We start from the raw sequence: 25,362 nt of genomic DNA, 5'->3' as shown, positions 1-25,362 counted from the left end.
TAAACAACAGTGTTTAAAATTGAATTTAAAAGTTATAAGTGGTATATTTATTTCGATAATATGGAGGATAAAAAAAATGACAAAAAGACCGGTTATTTTAGTAGTTATGGACGGTGTTGGAATCAATGAATCCAATCTAGGAAATGCCGTAGCTTTAGCTAACAAACCAACATTAGATTATTTATGGGAAAATTGTCCTAACACATCAATTCGTGCACACGGACTTGCGGTAGGATTGCCATCAGATGGAGATATGGGTAACTCAGAAGTAGGTCATAACGCAATTGGATGTGGACAGATTTATTCTCAGGGAGCCAAATTAGTTAACGAGAATATCGAATCAAAAGAGATCTTTAATTCAAAGACTTGGAAAGAATTGGCTGAAAACGCAAAAGATCACAAGATGCATTTTATCGGATTGTTATCAGATGGTAACGTGCATTCTCACATTAATCATTTAAAAGCTTTGATTGAACAGGCAAAAGTAGAAGGAATCAAAGAAGTACGTGTTCATGCATTATTGGATGGACGTGATGTTCCAGAAACAAGTGCATTGACATATATTGATGATATTGAGAACTTCATGGCTGGATTAAATGATGATAATTTCCATGCATGCATTGCCAGCGGTGGAGGACGTATGCAGATCACCATGGACCGTTATGAAGCAAACTGGTCTATGGTAGAACAGGGATGGCATATTCATGTAATGGGTGAAGGCCGTCAGTTTGAAAGTGCAACAGAAGCGATTGAAACATATCGTAATGAACTAGGTGTTATTGACCAGGATCTTCCAGGATTTGTTATTGCCAAAGATGGTCAGCCAGTTGGAACAATTGATGACGGTGATAGTGTTATCTTGTTCAACTTTAGAGGGGATCGTGCATTAGAACTTTCTCGTGCATTTGATGGAGATGAATCATTTGATAAATTTGACCGTGTTAAGAATCCAAAAGTATTGTATGCTGGTATGTTACAGTATGATGCAGACCTTAACATTCCTCATAAATATTTGACAGAACCACCAAAGATCAAATACACATTGACTGAAGAACTTTGCAAGCACGGAATTCGTGAATATGCAATCAGCGAAACACAGAAATTTGGTCATGTTACATATTTCTGGAATGGTAACCGAAGCGAGAAATTTGATGAGAATTTAGAAACTTATGTAGAAATCAAATCAGATGTTGTTCCATTCGAACAGCGTCCTTGGATGAAATCTGCAGAAATTACAGATCAATTCTGTGCTGCAATCGAAAGTGGAGAATATGATTTCTTACGTACTAACTATCCAAACGGAGATATGGTTGGACATACAGGAAGCCTTCCTGCTACGATCATTGGTGTTGAATCTGTCGATTTAGCTCTTGCACGTGTCATCAAATCCGTTGATAAAGTAAATGGTATCTTATTGGTAACAGCTGACCACGGTAATGCGGATGAAATGTATGAAAAACCTAAGAAAGAAGGAGCTCCTTTAAAAGCTAAGACTTCTCATACTTTGAATCGTGTTCCATTCTTCGTATATGGTGCAGATGTTAAATTAAAACATGAAGACAATCTTGGTCTAAGTAACATTGCTGCAACTGTATGTGAGTTGTTAGGTGTTGAACCAAACGAACACTGGAATGAATCATTGATTGAAAAATAAGACACAAAAAAAGATAGTCACTTGATCAAACTGACTATCTTTTTATATGGAAGAAAGGTAAAATCAATCTTTAAGAAATTTAACTTCATAGAAGACGATCAATAAAACACAAATGAATAAAATAGGAAATAAAATGAAATTCTGCATCATTTCCATGGATTCATAGTTGTTATTCTGGATATAAATGAAAAGACCGACAGCTAAGATAATAAATAAGATCGAATAGATGAGCAGTTTCGTATTTTTGTTTTCAATGTTAATGAATGAAAAAATCAATGTTACGATAAAAGATGGAATAATTGAATATGTGCAGAATAATTGCGATGTTTGGATCAAAGTATCATTGCGTAATGACACACCACTTAGAATTCCAAATACGCCTAATGCATACATTAAGATAAACGTAATTGGAAGAACACGAACCATTTTACGAATGTTAAACATATAGAGACCTCCTTTAAAACATAAAATTCATTTTTTTTGTATATCCATTTCTATCATCTCCAATGTTTATATTTGTTCAAACTAAGTATGACACTAAAGCTGAATTAGTTCAATTTTTTGTCAAAAGACAGCCAATTATGCCAGAAAACTGGTAAAATTTGTCATTGCGCATCTTTTTTAGCAAATATGTAAAAAAACTAATGTAAAATAAATTTAACAATCATCAAATTTACTTAATGTTTTTGTCTATATATGTAAATCGTGTTAGAATATTTCTGCGAGTAGAAAGAGGAAGAAACATGAAATTTGTTCATTTAACAAAGGATGAATTTGATTCTTTTGAAGAAAAATGTCCTGACAGCACTTTTTGGCAAACAAGTGCAATGGGTATATATAAAGAAAAACAAGGATGTAGTTTACAATTTGTCGGTGTCAAAGAAGCAGACACGATCTTAGCGGCAAGTTGTATCATAGGTTATCCAACAATTGGAAAGATGTATATTTACCATGCTTTAAGAGGTTTCTTGATTGATTATACCAACGAAGATCTCTTACGTTTTTTTGTGACAGAGCTAAAAAAAGACCTGCAGCAGCAAAATGGTATATATCTACATTTCAATCCATATGTGCAATATGTTCAAAGAGATAAAGATGCCAACCTTGTTGAAAGTGGATTCAATAATCAAAAAATCATTGATACATTTATTGATTTGGGGTGTAGCCATAAAGGATTTAGTCGAGGCTTTGATATTACTACAGAGCCAAGATGGACAATGGTGCTGGATCTAAAAGACAAAGATGCACCGACCCTGTTAAAGGAAATGGATCAACAGACACGCTGGAGCATCAATCGATCTTTAAAATATCCAATTCATGTAAAGACACTAGAAAAGAAGGATTTCTACTTATTTAAGGACATGTTGGATGCTACATCAAAGAGAAGACATTTTGACAGTTATCCATTATCTTATTTTGAAGATATGCACGATTTGTTTGGGAAAGATACGATTGAACTGGTTATGGCATGTCTTAATGTAGAAGAATTGAAGGAAAGTCTTACAAAGGAAAGACAAGATTATATAGATGAAAAAACAGAGATTGAAAAAAAATTGGAAGAACTACCAAATTCTAAGAAATTTACAAAAAAGTTGAAGGTAGCTCAAGAAGGTATCGATCTTACAACGAAAAAGATTCAGGAAGCAAATGAGCTTAAAAAACAATATGGATCTGAATTATATTTAGCAGGCGCTATGTTTGTTTGGAAGAATAATGAAGCAATATATTTATTGAGCGCTTCAGATGAAAATCTGAAGAAATTTATGGGCCCATATGCGATCCAATGGAGACAAATACAGAAGGCTTTAGATAAGCATATGACAAGATATAACTTCTATGGAACAAGTGGCATTTTTGACAAGAGTGCCGATGATTATGGGGTTTACGAATTCAAAAAAGGATTCAACGCTCATGTCGAAGAGTTGATTGGAGATTTTGAACTTGTTCTAGACAAGAAACGAGATTTAGTATATCGGTCTATGAAAAAAGCACAGGCTGTATTAAATAAAGGTTAGGAAAGCTAAGAAGGGGAAAGTATATGACAATGAATTTATTGCAGGACATTATGTTGTTCTTTGGTGGACTTGGTATGTTCATCTATGGTATGCAGATCATGGCGGAGGGTCTTCAGAATTCGGCTGGTTCTAAGACACGTAAACTGTTAGGTCTATTAACTAATAATAGATTGTTAGGTGTCTTGGTTGGAGCGTTGATTACCGCAATCATTCAGAGTTCATCAGCAACTACGGTTATGGTAGTTGGCTTTGTTAATGCACAGATCATGAACCTATCACAGGCGGTGGGTGTAATCATGGGTGCCAATATTGGTACAACAATGACTGCATGGCTTGTTTCAATGTCTGAATGGGGAAGTTTGTTGAAACCAGATTTCTTTGCGCCAATTCTATTGGTTGTCGGTGTCGGAATGATGCTGTTTTCCAAAAAGGAAAAAGTTACAGATGGAGCAAACATCTTAGTTGGTTTTGGTATCTTATTCCTAGGTTTGAGTACGATGTCTGGTTCAATTGAACCATATGCAGATTCACCAATTTTCTCACAAGCATTTACAGTTATTGGAAATAATCCAATTTTAGGATTATTGGTTGGTGCAGGTGTTACCGGTATTATTCAAAGTTCTTCTGCTTCAATGGGTATCTTGCAGGCATTGGCAATGAACGGTATTGTAAACTGGGGTTCTGCAGTTTTCATTGCATTGGGTCAGAATATTGGTACATGTGTTACAGCCATCATTTCTTGTGTTGGTGCAAACAAAAACGCAAAACGAGCTGCTGTAATTCATTTGTTATTTAACTTTATTGGAGCTATTATTTTTGGAGCTATTTGTTGGTTTATATTTATCGCAAGACCAGATTTGGCTATGAGCAATGTGACCAGTACAGAATTGGCTATCTTTCATACTTGCTTCAATGTATGTACTACAATCATTTTATTCCCATTTGCAAATAAACTTGTTAGCCTATCTAAAGTTATCATCAAAGATAGTGTTGAAGGTGATGCAGCAAGTGAAAATGAAGGTGAAGTATTGGTTAAACTTGACGAACGTTTATTACAAACTCCTTCATTTGCATTGGTTCGTGTAAATCGTGAAATTGAAAAGATGGGCCAGTTAGCATTGGAAAGTATAGCATATACAAAAGATGCATTATTAGAAAAGAAAAATATTGACAAAATATATGATCTAGAAAAAAAGATCAATGAATATGAACGACAGCTCTCTGAATTTATTTCATTGATGGATCTTTCAACATTAAGTGAAAAAGAGCAGTTGCAGGTAAAACATGCTCTTTTAGCTGTCAGTGATGTAGAACGAATAGGTGATCATTGTCGTAATATTGCCGATATGGCAAAAGATCTTGAAGAAGATGCTTTTTCACAAAGTGCAAAAGATGATATTGAAATTATTAGCAATCAGTGTTATAAAACTTTAAGATGGGCACTTGATTTACGCGCTGATCTTGATGTCACTAAAATTGAAAAAGTTGAAAAACATGAAACGAAAGTTGACAAGATGCAAGATCAGATGCGCGAAGGTCATATTCAGCGCCTTATCGATAAAAAGTGTCAAGTTGAAGCAGGAATTATTTTCTTGGATTCTGTATCAGATTATGAACGTATCAGTGACCATGCAGAAAACTTGGCCAAGTATGTTGTAGAAGAGGAAGAAAAATTTTAAAAGGAGGCAAATAGATGCCAAAAATTTTGATTGTTGAAGATGATGAAAACATCCGTCAGTTATTAAAATTGACATTACAAAGTTATCAATATGATCTTGTAGATTTTGATAACGGTCAGGATGCTTATGATTATTTGACAAAAGAAGTGGTAGATCTTGCGATCTTGGATGTCATGTTGCCGGGAATGAACGGGTATGATATCTTAAAGTACATTCGTTCTATACCACGTCTTAAGGATATTCCTGTATTGATCTTAAGTGCAAAAGATAAAGAACTAGATAAGATCATGGGATTGGATCTAGGTGCAGATGATTATTTAACAAAACCTTTTAGCGTTTTAGAATTAGCTGCACGCATCCGCTCATTGCTAAGACGTAGTAAGAAAGATGAAAAAATCATCCAGATCGATAAGTTGTTTATCGATTTAGATAAGCGAATCGTAAAGATTGATGACAAGAGTGTTGAACTTACATTTAAAGAGTTTGAACTATTAAAATATCTTGCCAAAAATCCTGGCAGAGCTATTCCAAGAGAAGAGCTAATCAACCAGGTTTGGGGCTATGATTTTATTGGAGAGAGTCGAACATTGGATGTTCATGTCAACTCTTTAAGAAAAAAATTAGGTTCTGATTATAATAATTGTATCCAGTCTGTTCGTCAGGTAGGATATCGATTTGTAGCGGGTGAGCAAAATGCATCATAAGATCATCCGCTCTTTTTTGATTATTTTTTCTTTAAGCTTTGTGATTGGTTTTGGGATTTTATATGGCGTATTGTACTATGTTTCTTTAAATCAACAAACTTCGAATTTAAATGATGAATTGTCTATCATTGTTCAAACAAATTTCGAAGAAAGTCAACAGATTGGAGAAGAGTTATTTGATAAAGATACACGTTTGACCATGATATCATCCGATGGAGAAGTCTTATATGATAATTTTGATGATTCGATCAATGAGAATCATCTTCAACGTGAAGAAATTAAAGAAGCAAGTAAAAATGGAACTGGAAGTAGTGTTCGATATTCTGAAACGATGGAACAAAATTATCTTTATGTAGCTGAATACGATGCACAAGAACAAACTTATGTTCGATTAGCTATGCCATTTTCAGGTGTTTCTCAATCGGCGTTGATGTTATTGCCATCCTTTTTTATCGCTTTTGTGATTGCCTTTTTCTTTGTATGGCTTATGTCAAAACGTATGGCTGATTCGATTCTTAAACCATTACAGGAGATATCAGCAGTGATTCGTAAAGCTGATTTTGGAAAAGAAAAAATTGAGTTTCAAAACTATTCGTATTCTGAACTGCAGGAGATTACAGATGCTTTACAGACAATGAATAATCAAATTGCTAAAAACTTAGAAAATTTGGAGAGAGAAAAACAAATTCGACAAGAATTCTTTACCAATGCTTCACATGAATTAAAGACACCTTTAACATCAATACGAGGATATTCAGAGCTTTTAAGACAGCACGCGATTACAGATCCTGATCAAATTGATCATTGTTTAGATTGTGTCTTAAAAGAAAGTGATCATATGACCAAATTGATCAATGATATATTAACAATCTCAAAACTAGAAGCAAAAGATTACGTTGTACAAAAATCTCATATTAAATTAAAAGATTTGTTAGAAAATGTGTTGAATAGTTTAAGTGTACAGGCAAAGGCAATGAATTTAGATATTGATGCTTCCTGCGAGAATGTAACAGTATATGCTAACTTAGATCATATACAAGGAATTTTATATAATCTTATCAGCAATGCCATCAAATACAACAAGCCAAATGGAAAGATCATTATCATTATAAAAGAAAGGCTTGATAATATATTGATCAAAGTGATGGACACAGGCATAGGAATATCAAAAGAAGATCAGGAAAAAGTCTTCCAGCGATTCTATCGTGTTGATAAACAAAGATCTAAAATTGTAGCCGGAACAGGAATTGGTTTGGCTATAGTGAAACATATTGTTCAATTTTACAATGGGTCCATTTCGCTAAAATCGAAAGAAAATGAAGGAACATCTATTGAAATTTCCTTGCCTATCACGGTAAATGAGGAACCTAATAATTTAGACTAATTAAAAAAAGAAGATCACGACGATCTTCTTTTAATTTTCATCATCTTCATCTATATGAGTTGGTGATTCGATATGTAATAATGGTTTTAAACAGTAGAATAAGACACCATAACGAATCGCATCAACTAAAATAAACAGGATAAAGACTCGTAATGGATATTCTGGATCTTTGTCTACATAGTATCCAATGAATTTAGGTGCATAGAATAGAATGCAGAAGACTTCCAGGATCGCACATATCAAAACAATTCTTTTTGCATATGGGTGATCGTAATATAAATAGAATACTGGTACGGTCCATACAAGCGCAGTAAATATGCACAGCATGAACATATCCTGTGTCGCAAAGACCGTTTGTAAATCATAACTTGCAAAATAATTGGAGAATATCTGAATTAAGATAGGGAATACCATTAATGAAGCATAGATTCCAATACCTAAACGAATGGATACCTGAGGCTGCGTATAAGGTTCTTTTTCTTCCACTTCTTCCTCTTCTTCATAGATATACTCTGGTTCAGGTTGTCGAACTGGTTTTTTCTTGACTTGTTTTACTCTTATAACAGGTTGTTCAATAGTATCTTCCATTTCATCTTCATAAACATCTATCGTTAGATCAAAGAAGATGCGGGACCATTTATTGTGCTTGAGATAGGAACCAAGTTGAACTAAAAACATTGTTTTGATCAACATAAATCCAAGCATCGAAGCATATGTTAATATATGTGCCATATCCTGCATAGCAAATTGAATAGGAACATAAAACAAACATAATGTTAAGATGAATACAAGCCAGTAAAGGACACGGAAAATCTTTTTACCAAAACTCAGCAATAAAAATATGAAACCATATAGACATAATTGTGATATTGCCAAAACAATGATGACAGTATTTAAGTTGTTCGTCGTTTTCAAAAAATCTAGATTTAATACACTAAATGCGCCGATAAAATACAGGCATAATAAGATCCATGAAATGATCAAACGAGTAATAACTCGATTCTTTGCCTTTTTATATATGATTTGATCTTGATCATACATAATTGATAAGACCTCCTTTTTACAATGATATCCTTATTATAAATGATTTTTTATTTTTTTGACACTAAGTATATGTTGTATCTTTTCTGTATTTCATGATACCATTTAAAATGTGTTTGGAGGATTTTATTATGGAACAAAAAACAATAAAAATAGAACGAGTAGTAGAGAAACAACATCTTGCCTCAATCATGAAAAGTGGTTCTTTAGATGTATTGGCTACTCCACAGATGATTGCATGGATGGAAGAAGCCGCTTGTCTTTGTCTGGAATTAGAAGAAGGAAAGACAAGTGTAGGAACGTTGATGAATGTTTCTCATGATATGGCAAGTCCACTAGGAGCTACTATAGAAATTCATGCAACTCTATTAAAACAGGAAAATCGTAAACTTGTTTTTGAAGTTCAGGCTTTCCAAAATGGAAAATCAATTGGAAAAGGACAACATGAGCGTTTTATCGTTGATGCGAACAGATTTTTAGAGAAAACATACGCAAAATAGAACGTAATACATTTGTTGAAAGAGTGGATATGGCTTTTATAAGTTGTATCCGCTTTTTCTATTATTTGGCTCATTACTAATATTTCATGAAATTATAAAATGGATAGGTTTTAATGAAATTAATGATATATGAACTTAAAAAGTGAAGATTTTAATTTAATTTTGAATATCTGTGTATCAAACAAGGATGGAAGTTTTATATGGGGAAAAGAATAAAAATAGTTTTGGTTGTAATATTTATGATACCTATAGTTTTGATTTTGTTTATTATGATATCTTCTTCAAATGAGACAAAAATCAATTTTTACTGTAATGAGGACTATATAGAATTGGATTCTTTAATTCACGATAAAATTTATTTTCAAGATATTCAGGATATAAAATTATTATGTAACAATGATATGCATATTCAAAAACAAGGCATAGGATTTTTAAATAATGACTTTTTTTCAGGAGAAGCCGTAGCAGAAGATATAGGTAATTGTAGAGCATACTATTATTTATCAAATGATTCCTATATTTTGATTGATTCCAATGTAGATGTTTTATTAAATTTTAAAAGTAAAGAAGAAACAAGAGAAATATATGAAAATCTAAAAACATATTTGTTAAAAAGTAGATAATTAATTAGTATATGTTTGCAGATATCTATATTTCTAAAAATATTGGTTGAGATATTTAGGACAAATGATATTGATTTTTAGGTATTAAGTGAACGGAAAATGTTTTCTTTAGTTTCATGTTAGTTAAACCCCATAAAGATCTAGATTACCTTTTCCATCTTGATGTAGATCATGTTTATTTTGGATGGTGATTTTACAGAAGAAGATTTTAAAGAAATGATGATAACGATAAAGGTAAAAGAGTTTGATCCAAAATATTTTTATAAACAAGCTATTCAATAAAAAAGGATAATCCACTATATAACTAGGATTATCCATTCATTTTTCATTTTTTATGAAGCACTATCAATAAAACCATCTTTTCGCGGATCCAATATTTCTTGATCACCACTGCCAGCCCATACCATGTAACCTTGATAACCGGCTTTTTTAATACCGTTGATCTGGGCAACCATTTCATCAGGACCAAAGTCTCCATAGCCTTGGATCCATGTGCGATATATAGCTGGTGTTTCAATAGAATCTAGAGTTTTTTTAGTGATCAAAGAAAACTGATACAACGTTTCTTCTGGGTTGGCCGTAGGATCATCAATGCCCATGGCTCCCATAGAGAAGTGATCGGTGTAAGGCATAGGCGATACGATATCAACAACGTTGGCAATGGCTGGTAAGAATTGTCCAATGTCTTGATCATCCTGGGCAACTACAGGCCATGCGAATATGTCGGCTGCTACATAAACTTCATATTGGGATAGCTCTTCTTTAGCGTAGATTAAGAATCCTTGTAATGCGCTGGTCTTGCTTTCGTTATATGTGTTATGAAGGTCGATCGTTCCGTCTAAAGCTTTTGATAATGTGCCATCTGGGAAACGTACATAGTCAAATTGGATTTCATTGACATTGCATTGTGCGATTTCTTTAGCAATGTCTACATTATAGCTCCATGCTTTTCTTGAAAAAGCACTTGGCCAATATTCATCATTGTGTAATACTAGATTTCCGTTTTGATCGGTAAAAGAATCATCTGGATTCTGTGATGCAAAGATCGCATCTTTAAAAGTAACGACGCGCGCGATGACATAGAAACCATCATCTTGTAATTCTTTGAATAAACTAGAAAGTTCATCTTTAGACATCAGTGAACTACTGGTAGCTTCACTTGGGTTTGATAGATAATCTTCTGGAACATCACTGTCATAGAAGATGCTTCCACCATCTCCTTTGATTTCTATTGCTAAAGAATTAATGCCTGTTGTATCATTTAGATTCATATAGTAATCTTTATTATCTACTAGTTTTTCAAGTGATACATGGACGGCATTGATATCTTCCCGCAATGGATTGTTCTCATAATTAGGAACTTCTTGAGGCTTGTAGTCGATTTGATCGATATAAGCATCTTTAGAATAATTCTCTCCGTAATAGGCATCCCAATATGTAGAATAAGAAATAGAAGATGAATAGTCAGTTAGAGCCAGCTCTTTGCTGGTTTCTACATATTGACCACTAAGGTAGTATTTTTTCCCATCTTTTTCAACTTGATACCATTTCACGTTTCCTGTTGTATCAAGGTCTTGTGGATCAACTTTTAATACTTTTACTTTTTCTCCTTTGGTAACAACTTCATCACTTAACTTGCCACCTTTTTTCTCTCTTAGGTTAATTAGCCTTCTTGGATAGACATTCTCAATCTGGACACAGTTTTCTAATGAATCAACTAGATTTTCGTTTGGTATTGAAACCAGCTGTCCTTTATATTTGATCTGTGATGTTTCGGCTCCTTTTTCAGAGATATGAACTTGTGTTCCTCGTGGAATCTCAAGCGTTGTTTCATCCACTTCACCATTGATAATATAAGGAATACTTACAGTCAATGTATTTTCGCTTGAAGCAATGTATTTTATGGGGTGAATCACATTGTTGAGAAGAGGAACAAAAACAATAATAAGTGCCACGGCAATGATAAAACTAAGCCCTATTCTAATGGGTCGAGAGATCTTTCTATTGTGTTTATTCATTGTAATCACCAGACAAATCGTAGCATAATCGCCAAAACAATGTCAATTTTAGCCTGCATATGGGATAGTATCCCCCACTAAAAAGAAAAGCTGCTATTTTTTATAGAAAAAGCAGCAAGATAAAAAACTGGATATGAAAGCTCCCATAGTATCAATGAAAACGTCAAACACCTGTGGAGATCTTCCACTTGAAAATGATTGATGAAATTCATCACTGCAAGCATATAAAAAGCATAGAAGGATGCTGAATAGAAAAGCTTTACTTTTAGAATGGTCATAAGCAGAAAACATTTGAAAAGCACTAAGACCCAAAAGAAAATATATAGAAAAATGGGCTAGTTTACGTATGTAGAATTCAGCACTTTCTATATTGTTAAAAAAAGGTAACAACGAAAGGATAAAACCACTGGTTTTTGATGATTCTTCTCCACTTTGGGAAGAGAACAGGAAGATCAATATCATGATAGCAATCGTTAATGATGTATATAACTTTTTTTTCATAGGCTTTCCTGAAGTTTTAAGGCGTATCTAGCCTGATGATAATTTGCCTCATTAAAACATTGAGCAGTTTGTATGAATCGATATCCAAAATTATTACGCATATCAAAGTCATCAATAACAAGATATCTTTTTACATTATGAGTGTGTACATATTCCATGATAACATTGTTTCTAGGATTTCCATGAACTGTAAAATCGATAAAAGTATCTTTAATTCCGACAATTTCAAACATTCCTTCAATTTCTTCTTTGGTGTAATATAAGCGCCAGGAGCTTGTCAAGACAATCTTGGCTTCAAATTCTTGTGCCAGTTTTTTTATTAGTTCACAACTCTTTTTATCAAAGCCATAGTAAACTTGATTGACAAAATAGATGTTTAATTTCTTGATTGATGGATTATTTAGTTTTGCGGCTAACTTATCACTAAGTGCAAAATCAAGTTCATATTGAGGGCAGATAGGTGGATTTAAGACCCCGTCTATATCAAGAAAAAGTATTGGATTCATAATGATCCCTCCCTTATTTTTAATTTTATCAAAAAACAGGATGTATGTGATATAATTTGAAAAAGATTTTAAGCATGGTATTTTATAGAATCTTTTTTGATCATTGTAGAATAGGAAAATCTTATCTATTCTATGATATATAGTGTTATGATAAATATATATTGAATAAAGAAGGTGAACTAAATGAATGAAAATATCGTATTGGTAACTGGTATGTCAGGAGCAGGGAAATCCAGTGCAATGAATGCATTGGAAGATCTAGGATATTATTGCATCGATAATTTTCCTAAAGAATTATTGTCTGAATTAGAGAAATTGTTAGAAACCGAATCTCGTTATAAGAATATTGCGTTTGCGATCAGTGCCGTTGACTATGTTTATTTTGTGAATTACTTTCAGAATATATCAAAACACATGCAGATAATTTTTCTAGACTGCAGTGATGAAGAATTGTTGTTGCGATATCGCTTTACTCGTCGTCAGCATCCAATGATTTCAAACAAAATGGCAACAACGCTTGAAGAAGCTATTGAGATAGAACGAGACTATTTTGATCACTTACAAGAAAATGCCAAGAGCACGATTCATATTGATACAACAAAATTAACTACAGCTGCGCTTGCCAGCAAAGTAAGATACCGTTTTAAAAATATGGATGTTGGCAGTGAGTTCTCTATTACGTTTCAATCGTTTGGATTTAAACGTGGTGTTCCAATGGATGCAGATAGTGTGATTGATGTGCGCTTTTTGCCTAATCCTTTTTATGATCCACAGTTAAGAAATAAAACGGGAAACAATAAAGAAGTCTATGACTATGTCATGGAAAAAGAAGAAACGCAGCAGTTTATCAAATATTTGAAAGATTATTTAGATTATGTATTTAAGTGTTATGATGAACAGAATAAATCGCATATGATCGTTTCAATAGGTTGTACAGGGGGACAGCATCGGTCCGTTTCTATCTGTAATTGGTTGTTTGATCAATATAAAGATCAATACCAATGTTTTAAATCCCATCGTGATATCGGAGATGAAGAAGCATGAAAAATATCGTAGTTATTGGTGGAGGTACAGGTCTTTCCAGCATGTTGATGGGGATGAAAAAACTGGATGATGTCGATCTGACGGCCATTGTAACCGTGGCTGATGATGGGGGCAGTACCGGAAGAATTCGCGATATTTATAATGTACCGGCAGTTGGAGATATACGTCATGTGCTTTGTGCGATGGCAGCGGATGAAAATGAACATCTGTTTCGTGATATGATGAGCTATCGCTTTGAAGGAAGCAAAGATATCGGAGGACATAATTTAGGAAATTTGATCTTTCTATCTTTGATGGATATAACAGGTTCTTTTATGGGGGCTATTCAGGCAATCAGTCGAATTTTAAAAGTGAAGGGAACTATTTTGCCAAGTACTTTAGATACAGTGACTCTATATGCTATGATGGAAGATGGAACTTTAGTGCGTGGAGAAAACAATATACCAACTCTAAATAACTCTATTGATCATGTGTTTTATCAAAAGAGAGTGGAACCGCAAAAGGATGCACTAAAGGCAATTCGTAAAGCCGATCTAATTATTTATGGAATCGGTTCGCTTTATACATCAATCATGCCAAATTTGATCATTCCGGAAATTGTAGATGAAATCAAACGGAATCCATGCCAGAAAATTTATTTTTGCAATGCAATGTCTCAACCTGGAGAAACCGATGATTTTAGCGTGGAAGATCATATTCGTGCAATTGAAAAACATTCATTTAAAAATGCGGTCGATCTGGCGATCGTAAATGATTCTTATATTCCACAAAACATATTGGAAGCTTATGCAAAACAAGGAAGTTATCCTGTGAAGATCAAGGAACACGAACATTCTTATCGAATTATCGTTCGTAAATTGATCATGTTTGATGAAAAAGGTCGAATTCGTCATAATCCTGATGCAGTAAAGAAAGTGATCGAAGAAGTGATACAAACAATATAGAAGGAGGAATTGCATGTCATTTACAAGTGAAGTAAAAAATCAAATATGTAAAGATGAAGTCGATGCCAATGCCTCCAAGGCACAGTTATGTGCGCTTTTTCAAATACGTGCTAGTTTGCATATGAACTGGCAGGGTATGTATTTGTCTTTTCAAAGTGAAAATGCGACGATTGCCAAACACGTATTTCAACTTTTGAAACAAAATTATCATGTCGATCCACGATTAGCGGTATTAAAAAAAATGCAGTTAAAAAAGAACAATATCTATCGTATTCAAGTTTATGAAAAAGCTGAAGAGATATTGCAGGATCTTCAGATCATGACAGATACTGGACTTCATACAACACCTCGTTCCAAGATGATTCGCTCTGAAAAAATGGCAAGAGCCTATCTTCAAGGCTGTTTTTTAGCTAGTGGATCAATCAATGATCCCAAGACGACAAACTACCATATGGAAATTACTTGTACAGATGAAGACCTTGCCAAAACGATTCAAAAGCTCATGGAACGTTTTTATCTTCCAGCCAAGATCATTAAACGCAAAAATCAATTTGTCGTGTATATGAAGGCGGGAGAAAAAATTGCTGATTTTTTACGTTTGTGTAATGCATCGGATGCTTTATTTGAATTTGAAGATTCACGTATTCAAAGAGATTTCTACAATCAAATTACACGTTTGGATAATTGTGAAGTGGCCAATGAAATGAAGGCTATGAAAGCCGCTAAAAAACAATTGGAATATATCGAGATTATCGAAAAAAATGCATCGAAGCTTAAAATTTCGAAGAAGATCCAAAATGTGATTACGATTCGTAAGAAATTTCCAGAAGCAAGTATGAATGAGTTATGCGATGAAGTATATCGTGAATATGGAGATATTATTTCAAAATCCGGAATGAAGCATCGTTTGGCAAAAATCAAAGAATTGGCTATGGAAGTAATGGAGGATCCAAATGCGTAAATTATGGATTATATTAATTTGTTTGTTGGTCTGTACAGGATGTTCGAGCCAAATTGAACTTCAAAAACAGACATTTACGATTGAATTGGGAAAAGATGTCTATGCTAATCCAGCTCTATATGTAAAAGAAGATAAAAACTATGATACATCCAATATGAGTGTTCAAGCTGTTTCCAGTGGGATTCGAAAGATGGATAATCGATTCATTACAGGTGGTATGGATTATCTAGTTGTAGGGGAATATGATTTTAAGATCGTTGATGGGGATAAAGAGTATCCGTTTAAGATCAAGATCAAAGACACTCAACCACCAACAATAAACAATGCACCAACTGAAATCAGTGTTGCCAGAGAATCGATTATTGACTGGTCACAGTATTTTGATGCCAGTGATTTAAGTGGTGTTTCCTATAGTGTGAATCAAAATTTCAGTACTGCCCAGGCAGGCAGTGTGGATATCGTATTGAAGATTTCCGATCGCTATGGCAATGCGGTTGAGAAAAATGTACATGTGAATATTACTTAGAAAGGGTATTATGGACTTTAATGTGATGATTGGGGTCGTGGCTCCGTTTTTAGGTACGGTTTTAGGAAGTGCCATGGTATTTTTATTAAAAAAAGATTTTCCGGAAATTGTCGAGAAAGCTCTACTTGGATTTGCCGGTGGTGTTATGATGGCAGCTAGTGTATTTAGTCTTTTACTACCTAGTATTGAACAGGCAGACAATGATGGAAATATTGGATGGATGATCGCAAGTTTAGGATTTCTTGGTGGTATTGGTTTTTTGTTGCTGCTGGATGTTGTCATTCCGCATGTTCATGTGAACAGCGATGAAGAAGAAGGAATTAAAACTTCCTGGACGAAAACAACTAAATTATTTCTAGCGATGACATTACACAATATTCCTGAAGGAATGGCTTTAGGTATCGTGTTTGCATCAATCGTAGATCAAAGTGTTGCCATGAGTACGGGTGCAGCTTTTGCCTTGGCTCTAGGAATTGCGATTCAAAATATCCCTGAAGGTGCGGTTCTCTCTATGCCTTTGCATCAGGCAGGCATGAGTCGTTTTAAAGCTTTTTTATATGGTAGTGCTTCAGGAATCGTTGAACCAATTGGTGCGATCATAACGATATTTGCCAGTCATTTGATCAGGCCTTTGCTTCCCTGGTTATTGGCTTTTGCGGCAGGTGCAATGGTTTATTGCGTGGTAGAAGAGTTGATTCCTTCTAGTCAGCATGGCAAACACTCCAATATAGGAACGATCTTATTTGCTCTTGGATTTGTCTGCATGATGATTTTAGATAGTACGTTGGGTTAATTTGTTGTATAATTCATTTATGACAAAGGCAGATAAGGTTTTGATCGTTGTTATGATGATAGCTTCGATCTTATTATTCATACCTATCTTGAATAATGCTCCAGCTTCTAATACAGCGGTTGTTACCGTTAAGAATGAAGAAGTATTACGCATTGATCTAAGTCAAGATGAAGAGTATGAAGTTGATGGCACAAATGGAAAAGTACATATCGAAGTCAAAGATAATCAAATTCGCGTAACACAGGAAAACAGTCCGCAGCATATTTGTTCTAAACAGGGATTTGTCTCAGATCCAAACGTTCCTATTGTTTGCCTGCCAAATGATACGGTCGTTACCATAGAAGCGGATAATCTAGAAGAGGATCTGTTGATACAATGAAAAGCACTCGTAAGATTATTTTTCTAGCCTTGATGGTTGGATGTGGAATCATGCTGCAAATTATCGAGAGTTTTGTGCCTGTTGTCATCTTTGTGCCTGGGTTTAAGATCGGTTTTGCGAATATCGTTTCTTTATTGACATTAATGTTATGGGATATACCATCTATGTGGTGTGTCGCTTTGCTTCGTATCGTATTAGCTTCTTTGATGATGGGAACGATTTTTTCGGTCAGTTTCTGGTTGTCCTTATCCGGGGGATTCTTGTCTTTGATCATGATGACCATATTTAAAAAGGCAAAAGTTTTTTCAATTTATGGAATTAGTGTTATAGGTGCCTGCTTTCACAGCGTTGGCCAGGTTATTATGATAACATTGATATACCAGCAATATTTTATGCAGTTATTTTTGCCGATATTATTGGCTTTATCTATTGTAAGTGGCTTGTTGATTGCGATCATCAGCAATCAGGTTTATATAAGAGTACAGAAAGGAATGGTAAAATATGGAGAAGTTTAATTATCAGCCAAGCGGGGTATGTTCAAGATTGTTTGAATTTGAAGTAGAGGATGATAAGATCAACAATCTAAATGTCATTGGAGGATGTCATGGAAATCTTCAAGGAATCTCAGCATTATTAAAAGGAATGCCAATTGATGAGGCAATCGAAAAACTTGAAGGAATTCGTTGTCACAATAAACCGACTTCCTGCCCAGATCAAATTGCGAAGGCATTGAAGGCTTATAAAAAAGCGTAATTATGGCAGATCATTTTTTAGGAGCATTAAAAGAGATCGAACGACGCTCTCGAGATAATACTTTGATTTTTAGCGATGTATTGAGCGAGCGCCTTGATGGGATTGCTGAATCCATGATTTCTACAAAATTATCCGACAATGATTATATGAAACTGTTGGAGCTTTATTATCAAAAATATCACAAACAGGAAAAGAAAAAGGCTATGATGTATTGCATACTACGTATTCAACAAATGGCCGAATGCAAGAAAATGAAAAAATTCAACAAGAACATCAAAAATATTGAATTTAGTGATAGTTTTGATGAATATACATTGACATTCTTAAATAAAAAAAGACCATATTATAAAAATATGGCTTTAGATTTTAAGAAAAAAGCTTTGTTTATATCATTATTTATATCGATCATTTTTTTAGCTTTGATCGTTTTGGTTTGTAATGTTAGCTTTGTATTAAGTTGGATCCTTTCTTTGATCATGTATGTGGGTTCTTATATTACTTTGATTCGAGTAGGGTATCCTTATGTTTTTGAAAATCGATTAATGGTATTGCAGGAAGAGCTTGACCCATTGTGTTTAGCAGTCGATCTTTCTGTTCATCCAAACTCACATGAATAGTCATCGCAGGATGACTTTTTATTTGTTCACTATTTCACAAATATAAAAAAAGTGATAGAATAGGAATAGAACAGATGGAGATGTATTTATGACAACAAATAATGTACCTAAAGCCACTCTTCAACGTTATCCAGTTTATCTTAAGGCGCTTCGTCGCTTACAAAAAAACGGTGTTGAGAGAATTATGTCAAAGGAACTTTCAAGTTTTGTTGATATTGAACCAACAACGATTCGTCGTGATTTTTCTTTTCTGGGAAATCTTGGTAAACAAGGATATGGCTATGATGTGGACAAACTTATCGAAATTTTTAATGGTCAGCTTGGTGTAAATTTTGATGAAAAGATCATTTTAGTAGGAGCCGGAAACCTGGGCCGTGCCTTGATGAATTATAATAAATGGGATTATGTCGTTGGTGAAATTGAGTGCGCATTTGATATTGATAAAGCTAAATGCGGTACTCAGTTTGGTGTAGAGGTCTATTCTATGGATCTATTAGAGGAAAAAATTCCTAAGGGATGTCGTATAGCGATCTTAACGATTTCGCATAATGTTCAAGAGACTGTGGATCGTTTAGTCGATTGTGGAATTACAGGTATCGTAGATTTTACACATCAGCATTTTTTGGCACCTAAGGGGGTTGTCATTAAAAGTATTGATGTGGTATCATCTATTCAAGAACTGGTTTTTATGACCAATTCACTGGAATCAAAGACAAAGAAGCAGAAGTCTGGTAAATAAAGGCGTTACAGAGAATCTATCGTTGGTGAAAGATAGATCGTACTTGTTTTCTAAGGTAACAGCTGCTGAGTTAAACTGGAGAAATTAAGTAGACAGTTTCGGTTGAAGACCGTTATCTTTTCATTAAAGAGCATACTTTTTGTATGAAATCGGATGGCACCGCGGTTATTATCGTTCCTGATACAGGGACGTTTTTTTTATGGAAAGGAAAGGTATTATGTTAGTTAAAAAATTAAAAGAAACATTTGAGCAGTATGATCAAAAAGAAGTTGTATTACAAGGATGGGTAAGAACGAATCGAAAATCAAAAGCTTTAGGATTTATTGAATTAAACGATGGATCTTGTTTTTCTAATGTACAAATTGTATATACAGATGCTTTGAATAATTTTGATGAAGTATCTAAGATTACACTTGGCTCCGCTTTGGAAGTAAAAGGTACAGTGGTATTAACACCAGAGGCAAAGCAGCCTTTTGAAATTCAGGCAACGAGTGTTGAAGTTTTGGGATTGTGTGATCACGATTATCCGCTTCAGAAAAAACGTCACAGTTTTGAATATATGAGAGAAATTCCTCATATTCGTCCTAGAGCTAACACATATTATGCTATGTTCCGTTTAAGAAGTGTTTTAAGCATGGCAATCCACACGTTCTTCCAGGATCGTGGATTTGTGTATGTGCATACACCAGAAATCACTGGAAATGATGCAGAAGGTGCAGGAGAATGCTTTACAGTAACATGTCGTCAAGATGATGAATACGAAAAAGACTTCTTTGGCAAACATGCTCAGTTAACAGTTTCCGGTCAGCTTCATGTAGAACCTTTTGCCCAGACATATCGTAATGTTTATACATTTGGACCTACATTCCGTGCAGAAAATTCAAACACAACTCGTCATGCCAGTGAGTTTTGGATGATCGAACCGGAATTGGCATTTGCCGATCTTTCTGACAATATGGACTGCATTGAAGAGATGATCAAATACTGTATTAAATATTGTCTAGAACATGCTAAAGAAGAAATGGAATTCTTTGAAAAAATGATCGATAAAGACTGTATCAAACGTATTACAGAAGTAGCTAATTCGAGCTTTAAACGCATGACATATACTGAAGCTATCAAAGAATTAGAGAAGGTAAAAGATACTTTCGAAAATAAAGATATCTTCTGGGGCATGGATCTTCAAAGTGAGCATGAACGTTATATCTGTGAAAAAGTCGTTAAAGGACCTGTATTCTTGATTGACTATCCAAAAGAAATCAAAGCTTTCTATATGCGTGTTAACGATGATCAAAAGACCGTTGCAGCATGTGATTTGCTTGTTCCATATGTAGGAGAACTTGTAGGTGGATCACAACGTGAAGAACGTTATGATGTTTTAGAAGCTAAGATCAAAGAAATGGGCATTGCTCAGGAAACGCTACAGTGGTACTTGGATCTTCGCCGTTTTGGAGGATGCAAGCATAGTGGTTTTGGTTTAGGATTTGACCGTATGTTAATGTACTTAAGTGGTGTACAGAACATTCGTGATGTTCAACCATACCCAAGAACACCAAGAAACTTGATTTTCTAATCTATAAAAAAGTAGTGCCAGGCAGCTCTAAGTTAGAGTTACCTGGCATTTTTTAATGGCTTAATTTAGCTTGTTTCAGCAGTTGTTTTGTCACACTTTTAAAGCCTAGGATCATTTCATCTGTATATCCTTTTTCTAGCATTTCCTGAATAAATTGAAGAATTTGTTTTCTTTCGCCTTTTAACCTTCCTTCATTTCTTGCCTGTTTGCTGATTTCTTCTTCCCATTCCTCAATGGCCTTGCACATATCTATCTCATCTCCTTCTTCTTTGCTTATGATCAATTCCAGTCGTCTGGATCCTGTCAGGGCACATATCATCATCACGACTTCCTTGTCGATCTTTTGTCTGTATCTCTTCTTGATCGTTTCCAGATCCTTTTGAAACATCAGCTGAGCAATGTCGATGCACATCTGGATATCCCTGTTTCTATATCGTCTTGGATCATCTTTGCAGATCTGGACCAGGTTCATTCTGCTTTCCAGCATATTCGCATCGTTTATTTGTTTGTATCCGAACATATCCTTCAGGCTTTTATGATGCTTCCATTCTTCCTGCCCGTAATAGATCACAAATGTGATGCAGGGGATCAGCCTATCTTCTTTCTTGATCCTGGATATGGTTTCAAGAGGATCTTCAAGATCCCTGGTTTCCCTGTGGTTTCTTTTTAGTCTCCTTATCTGGGATTCATAGCTTTTCATATCATACATGGCATTGCGATACGGCATGGTCAGATCCTCGACCAGCTGGTTTTCAATGGCAAGATACATTTCCTGTTTGTCTGTTGTCCATTTCATGATGACATCACGGGTATAGTGATCATATCTGCGATCAACAGGAACAAGATCATCAGACTGTATGATATCTTTGCCTGCATATGGATTGGCGTTCATGAAAGAGGCAAAGCGAGCAGGATCATACCAGAAGCGGTTGGAAACGGTATCGAATCGATTCATAGGCAGGATCCATCCTTATCCTCAAGTGTACGATAGCACAGAATGAAACGGTTGTCATTGAACTGCTTATTTAAGATTACTGTATTCATCTTATAGTCCTCCTAATTATCTATCACACCTCAAATGATAAAAAGGACAAAAAAAATTTTAAAAAAATGTAATAATACCGTTATGGATGTTAGCTAAGCTATTTCCTGTCTTGTTTTTTTTTAGAGGCTTTGATATAAATATCGTATGAAAAAATTTGTGCGAGGAATTAGAAGATTTATTCAATTGTTACGTTCTTTTGGTCGAGCATTACATAATCCAAGAACCTGTATCTTATTTGTGATCGTGATTGCCTTAAGCTGCGTTTCTGTTTTTTTGTATGTCACAAGACCAACACAATTAGATAAACTGGGTATATCATATTTAGAACTTTTAGATAGAAGTGTTGTTCAAGAAAATGTTTCAGAGAAATTCAAGAATGCATATGAAGCCAATGATTATTTGATTTATGGTGAGAATATGATGTTCTATGCCAATAAATACGATGGCAATGTAGATCCAATGCAGGGGATGAATGTACTTCTTAGAAATGTAGAGACAGAAGAAGAAATCAGCTATACTTTTTCTGGTGGTGTAGATTCTGGGATTGGTTTAGCTTCTCTTTCACAAGGCTTGTATGAAGTCTATGTATATGATAACTATGTCAAAAAAAGATTATATTTCCAGGATGAAGAAGAATCTTTAAATTTTTCTACTATGCGCCGTAATGAAATGGTTAAAAATATTCAGGTTCATGCTTCTAAAGATTATTTAAAAGACTTTGGAGTCAATATGGATAAAAACTATGTTTTTATTTCTGTAGTGGATAATATACCGATGGTCAGGACCATTGACGTTTTGATCGATCCAGGTGGAAATGTATACAATGAAGCAGATAACTCCATTGATTATGGCGTTGGCAACGACTTGATCAATGAGGCATCGGCAAGTTTGGAATTAGCTGAGATGTTAAAAGAAAAATTAGAGGCCAAGGGTTTACGTGTGGAATTAACACGAGATGCAGAGTCAACACCTAGCTATTATGGAAAGAGCGGCAGAGCAGGTATTGGTTATGAGAAACAGGCTAAAGTATTTATTTCTTTAGGCATGTTTGTGGATGAAACACAAACTCGACCAATTATGATGATATCACCATATACAAGTGGCTTGCTGGCGAATGAAGTTTCATATACTTTGTTGCAGAATGGAATAGAATTGCCAGATATCAGTGCACAGGAGAATTTAAATCTAGGTATCTTATATGATTCACTTCGTGTGGATGAAGAAGGAAATAGTACGAAATTTGAATTATATCCTCAGTTAAGAGAAACAGGAGGAAAAGCTACGTTTGCTGGACAAGCAGAAAGCTCTAAGTCGAATCAAGCATATGCGGATTATTATGGAATGAATTCGATATATTTTCAGTTTGCCAATTTAGCCAGTACCGACAGCATTAATTATTATTTAGAAAACAAAGAAACGATCGCAACAAGTATTGCGGATGCGATCACAAATTATTATGAGATAGAAGGGGAAACGGATGAAACTACAACTGAATGATGTTGTGAAATCCTATGGAGCTGATGTCGTGCTCGATAGGGTGAACATTCAGATCAAAGATAATGAAAAAATTGCGCTTGTAGGGCGTAATGGGTGTGGAAAGACGACTCTATTAAAGATCATATGCGAAAAAGAGCCTATGGATTCAGGCTCAAGGTTTGTAGCCAATGGAACAAAGATTGGTTATCTTTCTCAAATTACCTTCTTAGATGAGACAAAAACGGTATATGAAGAACTGTTGGATGCCTTTAAAGAAGTTCGTTCTTTAGAAAAACAATTATTAGAACAGGCAAATCGCTTAGAATTTGATGCCAATGAGAAAGAATTAGAAAGGTATGATAAGCTTCAACAGCGTTTCGAAGCTTTAAATGGATATCAGTATGAAGTAGAACTTCAAAGTGTATTCTTTCATTTTCAATTTACAAAAGAAGATCTAGATAAACCATTAAACCAGTTCAGCTCAGGGCAAAAAACACGAATTGCATTAGTAAAACTTCTTTTAAGCAAGCCAGATATTTTACTGTTGGATGAGCCGACAAACCATTTGGATATGGATTCGATCGAATGGTTGGAAAACTATATCAAACATTATCCATTTGCGGTTATTCTGGTAAGCCATGATCGTATGTTCTTAGATAATGTTGTCGATGAGATCGTAGAAATAGAATTTGGCAAGAGCATGCGTTATGTGGGAAATTATACGCACTATATCAAAGCCAAAGAAGAATATTTAAAGAAAAATCATGAAGCTTATATTCGTCAGCAGCAGGAAATTCAACGATTGGAAACACTGATCGATAAATTTCGCTATAAGAAAAACAAGGCTGCTTTTGCCAAGAGCAAACAAAAATATTTGGATCGTATGGAACGTATCGAAGATTCTAAACAAGATTCTTCCAGGATCAAGGCCAATTTTTCATCGTATCGAAAAGGCGGAAAACGTGTTTTGAGCGTTGAAGATTTAAAGATTGGTTATGGTGATAACGTGTTATCAACTGTCTCTTTTGAATTGCTTCAGAAGCAGCGAATGGGTATCATTGGTCCAAATGGAATTGGAAAATCTACTTTGATCAAAACCTTGGTGGGACAGATTGAAAAAATATCTGGTGAATTTAAATTTGGTCATCAGATTGACGTTGGGTATTTCAATCAGGAAAGTGCTCAGATGGTCTCAAACAAGAACGTTTTGGATGAACTATGGGATGAAGATCCAAATGCGACACAAACGGAGATTCGTAATATTCTGGCAAGCTTTCTTTTTACGCAGGAAGAAGTTTTTAAGGATGTTTCTTCACTTTCAGGTGGAGAAAGAGTGCGTCTGGCTTTGGCAAAGTTAATGTTGGATCATGATAATTTATTATTGTTGGATGAGCCGACAAATCACTTGGATATTCCGGCTAAGGAAGCACTGGAAGAAGCTTTGATGAAATACGATGGTACGATCCTTTTTGTAAGTCACGATCGTATGTTCTTGAAAAAGATGGCTAATCGCATCTTGAAAATGGAAGCGGATAAAAGTTCTGTATATAATCTGACTTATGAAGAATATCTTGAAAAGGCCAAAAATGATGAATTGGTAGAAAGCGTACAGAAAGTTAAAGAACAACCGGCAACAAAAGTTTCTTTCCAGGATTCTAAAGCTCTAAAAAATCGTGTGGCTAAGTTAGAAAAAATGTTGGAAGAAGCTGAACTTGATTTAGAGTCATTGCGAGAACTGCGTTATGAACCTGAGTATTATCAAGATTATCAGAAAATGGAAGAATTAGATCAACAAATTGATGATAAACATAATGAAATCAATGCCCTAATGAATGAATGGGAAGAAAAAATGGCATTAATAGAAAAGGCAACCGCATAATGGTTGCC

At 34.7% G+C, this 25,362-nt stretch carries 26 protein-coding genes and 1 other annotated feature; of the genes, 20 read left to right on the top strand and 6 right to left on the bottom strand.

Annotation, left to right across the window (positions count from 1 at the left end):
* The first annotated feature begins 76 nt into the window (after positions 1–76).
* Positions 77–1,654 carry a 2,3-bisphosphoglycerate-independent phosphoglycerate mutase gene (gene gpmI / locus PND65_RS05350; protein ID WP_271991107.1) on the top strand — a complete coding sequence of 526 codons (1,578 nt, stop codon included), beginning with the start codon at positions 77–79 and terminating at the stop codon, positions 1,652–1,654.
* A gap of 63 nt (positions 1,655–1,717) precedes the next feature.
* Here gpmI and PND65_RS05345 read toward each other — a convergent pair whose 3' ends face one another.
* Complete coding sequence (locus PND65_RS05345; RefSeq protein WP_271991105.1) at positions 1,718–2,098, bottom strand: hypothetical protein; 381 nt, start codon at positions 2,096–2,098, stop codon at positions 1,718–1,720.
* A 299-nt stretch (positions 2,099–2,397) separates the two neighbouring features.
* Here PND65_RS05345 and PND65_RS05340 point away from each other — a divergent pair, with 299 nt between their 5' ends.
* Genes PND65_RS05340 through PND65_RS05325 form a run of 4 tightly spaced genes read left to right on the top strand, consistent with a single transcriptional unit; the run spans position 2,398 to position 7,436 of the window.
* Positions 2,398–3,669, top strand: a complete 1,272-nt coding sequence (locus tag PND65_RS05340) for a peptidoglycan bridge formation glycyltransferase FemA/FemB family protein (protein ID WP_162610469.1) — start codon at positions 2,398–2,400, stop codon at positions 3,667–3,669.
* A 23-nt stretch (positions 3,670–3,692) separates the two neighbouring features.
* On the top strand, positions 3,693–5,348 hold the full coding sequence (locus PND65_RS05335; RefSeq protein WP_271991103.1) for a Na/Pi cotransporter family protein: 1,656 nt from the start codon (positions 3,693–3,695) through the stop codon (positions 5,346–5,348).
* A gap of 14 nt (positions 5,349–5,362) precedes the next feature.
* Positions 5,363–6,052: a response regulator transcription factor gene (locus PND65_RS05330; protein WP_195190624.1), complete on the top strand. Its 690-nt coding sequence runs from the start codon at positions 5,363–5,365 to the stop codon at positions 6,050–6,052.
* Complete coding sequence (locus PND65_RS05325; RefSeq protein ID WP_271991101.1) at positions 6,042–7,436, top strand: sensor histidine kinase; 1,395 nt, start codon at positions 6,042–6,044, stop codon at positions 7,434–7,436. The genes PND65_RS05330 and PND65_RS05325 overlap by 11 nt, the downstream gene beginning before the upstream one ends.
* A 30-nt stretch (positions 7,437–7,466) precedes the next feature.
* Here PND65_RS05325 and PND65_RS05320 read toward each other — a convergent pair whose 3' ends face one another.
* Entirely contained in the window at positions 7,467–8,477 is a 1,011-nt protein-coding gene (locus PND65_RS05320; RefSeq protein ID WP_271991099.1) for a hypothetical protein, read from the bottom strand.
* A 131-nt stretch (positions 8,478–8,608) separates the two neighbouring features.
* On the opposite strand from PND65_RS05320, the gene PND65_RS05315 reads away from it, so the two are divergent.
* Both PND65_RS05315 and PND65_RS05310 read left to right on the top strand, forming a co-directional pair.
* Positions 8,609–8,977 carry a thioesterase family protein gene (locus tag PND65_RS05315; protein ID WP_022356016.1) on the top strand — a complete coding sequence of 123 codons (369 nt, stop codon included), beginning with the start codon at positions 8,609–8,611 and terminating at the stop codon, positions 8,975–8,977.
* Positions 8,978–9,177: 200 nt separating this feature from the next.
* Positions 9,178–9,600: a hypothetical protein gene (locus tag PND65_RS05310; protein ID WP_271991097.1), complete on the top strand. Its 423-nt coding sequence runs from the start codon at positions 9,178–9,180 to the stop codon at positions 9,598–9,600.
* Between the two features lie 332 nt (positions 9,601–9,932).
* On the opposite strand, the gene PND65_RS05305 is transcribed toward PND65_RS05310, so the two are convergent.
* The 3 genes from PND65_RS05305 to PND65_RS05300 form a co-directional block, all read right to left on the bottom strand.
* The gene (locus PND65_RS05305; RefSeq protein ID WP_271991096.1) at positions 9,933–11,618 is read right to left on the bottom strand and encodes a putative glycoside hydrolase; all 1,686 of its coding nucleotides are present in this window, start codon (positions 11,616–11,618) and stop codon (positions 9,933–9,935) included.
* 93 nt (positions 11,619–11,711) lie between these two features.
* Entirely contained in the window at positions 11,712–12,119 is a 408-nt protein-coding gene (locus PND65_RS09645; protein ID WP_035401319.1) for a VanZ family protein, read from the bottom strand.
* Positions 12,116–12,625, bottom strand: a complete 510-nt coding sequence (locus PND65_RS05300) for an HAD domain-containing protein (RefSeq protein WP_035401321.1) — start codon at positions 12,623–12,625, stop codon at positions 12,116–12,118. Before PND65_RS05300 ends, PND65_RS09645 begins: the two co-directional genes overlap by 4 nt.
* Positions 12,626–12,808: 183 nt before the next feature.
* On the opposite strand from PND65_RS05300, the gene rapZ reads away from it, so the two are divergent.
* From rapZ to asnS, 11 genes are all read left to right on the top strand, one after another.
* Positions 12,809–13,669, top strand: a complete 861-nt coding sequence (gene rapZ, locus PND65_RS05295) for an RNase adapter RapZ (protein WP_271991093.1) — start codon at positions 12,809–12,811, stop codon at positions 13,667–13,669.
* On the top strand, positions 13,666–14,613 hold the full coding sequence (locus tag PND65_RS05290; RefSeq protein ID WP_022356022.1) for a gluconeogenesis factor YvcK family protein: 948 nt from the start codon (positions 13,666–13,668) through the stop codon (positions 14,611–14,613). Before rapZ ends, PND65_RS05290 begins: the two co-directional genes overlap by 4 nt.
* 13 nt (positions 14,614–14,626) lie before the next feature.
* On the top strand, positions 14,627–15,574 hold the full coding sequence (gene whiA, locus PND65_RS05285) for a DNA-binding protein WhiA (protein WP_015536095.1): 948 nt from the start codon (positions 14,627–14,629) through the stop codon (positions 15,572–15,574).
* Positions 15,567–16,100 carry a hypothetical protein gene (locus PND65_RS05280; protein ID WP_271991091.1) on the top strand — a complete coding sequence of 178 codons (534 nt, stop codon included), beginning with the start codon at positions 15,567–15,569 and terminating at the stop codon, positions 16,098–16,100. The genes whiA and PND65_RS05280 overlap by 8 nt, the downstream gene beginning before the upstream one ends.
* A gap of 10 nt (positions 16,101–16,110) precedes the next feature.
* The gene (locus tag PND65_RS05275) at positions 16,111–16,893 is read left to right on the top strand and encodes a ZIP family metal transporter (RefSeq protein ID WP_015536093.1); all 783 of its coding nucleotides are present in this window, start codon (positions 16,111–16,113) and stop codon (positions 16,891–16,893) included.
* A gap of 19 nt (positions 16,894–16,912) precedes the next feature.
* Positions 16,913–17,272, top strand: a complete 360-nt coding sequence (locus PND65_RS05270; protein WP_271991090.1) for a NusG domain II-containing protein — start codon at positions 16,913–16,915, stop codon at positions 17,270–17,272.
* Positions 17,269–17,787: a Gx transporter family protein gene (locus PND65_RS05265; RefSeq protein ID WP_195294301.1), complete on the top strand. Its 519-nt coding sequence runs from the start codon at positions 17,269–17,271 to the stop codon at positions 17,785–17,787. The genes PND65_RS05270 and PND65_RS05265 overlap by 4 nt, the downstream gene beginning before the upstream one ends.
* Positions 17,774–18,025 carry a TIGR03905 family TSCPD domain-containing protein gene (locus tag PND65_RS05260; protein ID WP_015536090.1) on the top strand — a complete coding sequence of 84 codons (252 nt, stop codon included), beginning with the start codon at positions 17,774–17,776 and terminating at the stop codon, positions 18,023–18,025. Before PND65_RS05265 ends, PND65_RS05260 begins: the two co-directional genes overlap by 14 nt.
* A gap of 2 nt (positions 18,026–18,027) precedes the next feature.
* The gene (locus PND65_RS05255; RefSeq protein WP_271991088.1) at positions 18,028–18,642 is read left to right on the top strand and encodes a hypothetical protein; all 615 of its coding nucleotides are present in this window, start codon (positions 18,028–18,030) and stop codon (positions 18,640–18,642) included.
* An 88-nt stretch (positions 18,643–18,730) separates the two neighbouring features.
* Positions 18,731–19,381: a redox-sensing transcriptional repressor Rex gene (locus tag PND65_RS05250; RefSeq protein ID WP_022356026.1), complete on the top strand. Its 651-nt coding sequence runs from the start codon at positions 18,731–18,733 to the stop codon at positions 19,379–19,381.
* Positions 19,349–19,563: a binding site (T-box leader), on the top strand. Its footprint overlaps the gene before it by 33 nt.
* 35 nt (positions 19,564–19,598) lie before the next feature.
* Positions 19,599–20,954, top strand: coding sequence for an asparagine--tRNA ligase (gene asnS / locus PND65_RS05245; RefSeq protein ID WP_195294297.1), 1,356 nt, complete (start codon positions 19,599–19,601; stop codon positions 20,952–20,954).
* A gap of 52 nt (positions 20,955–21,006) precedes the next feature.
* Here asnS and PND65_RS05240 read toward each other — a convergent pair whose 3' ends face one another.
* A complete protein-coding gene (locus PND65_RS05240) occupies positions 21,007–21,909 on the bottom strand; it encodes an Rpn family recombination-promoting nuclease/putative transposase (protein WP_271991087.1) in 903 nt (300 codons plus the stop codon).
* 234 nt (positions 21,910–22,143) lie between these two features.
* On the opposite strand from PND65_RS05240, the gene PND65_RS05235 reads away from it, so the two are divergent.
* Together PND65_RS05235 and PND65_RS05230 are read left to right on the top strand one after the other, a co-directional pair.
* A complete protein-coding gene (locus PND65_RS05235) occupies positions 22,144–23,496 on the top strand; it encodes an N-acetylmuramoyl-L-alanine amidase (protein ID WP_271991086.1) in 1,353 nt (450 codons plus the stop codon).
* Positions 23,477–25,354, top strand: coding sequence for an ABC-F family ATP-binding cassette domain-containing protein (locus PND65_RS05230; RefSeq protein ID WP_271994345.1), 1,878 nt, complete (start codon positions 23,477–23,479; stop codon positions 25,352–25,354). The genes PND65_RS05235 and PND65_RS05230 overlap by 20 nt, the downstream gene beginning before the upstream one ends.
* The last annotated feature ends 8 nt before the right edge of the window (positions 25,355–25,362 follow it).

It is taken from the genome of Faecalitalea cylindroides, assembly GCF_028321995.1.
In the GTDB taxonomy this organism is placed as follows: Bacteria; Bacillota_I; Bacilli_A; order Erysipelotrichales; family Erysipelotrichaceae; genus Faecalitalea; species Faecalitalea cylindroides.
Note: the sequence above shows the minus strand (reverse complement) of the source record. Positions and strands in the feature narration are given on the sequence as shown.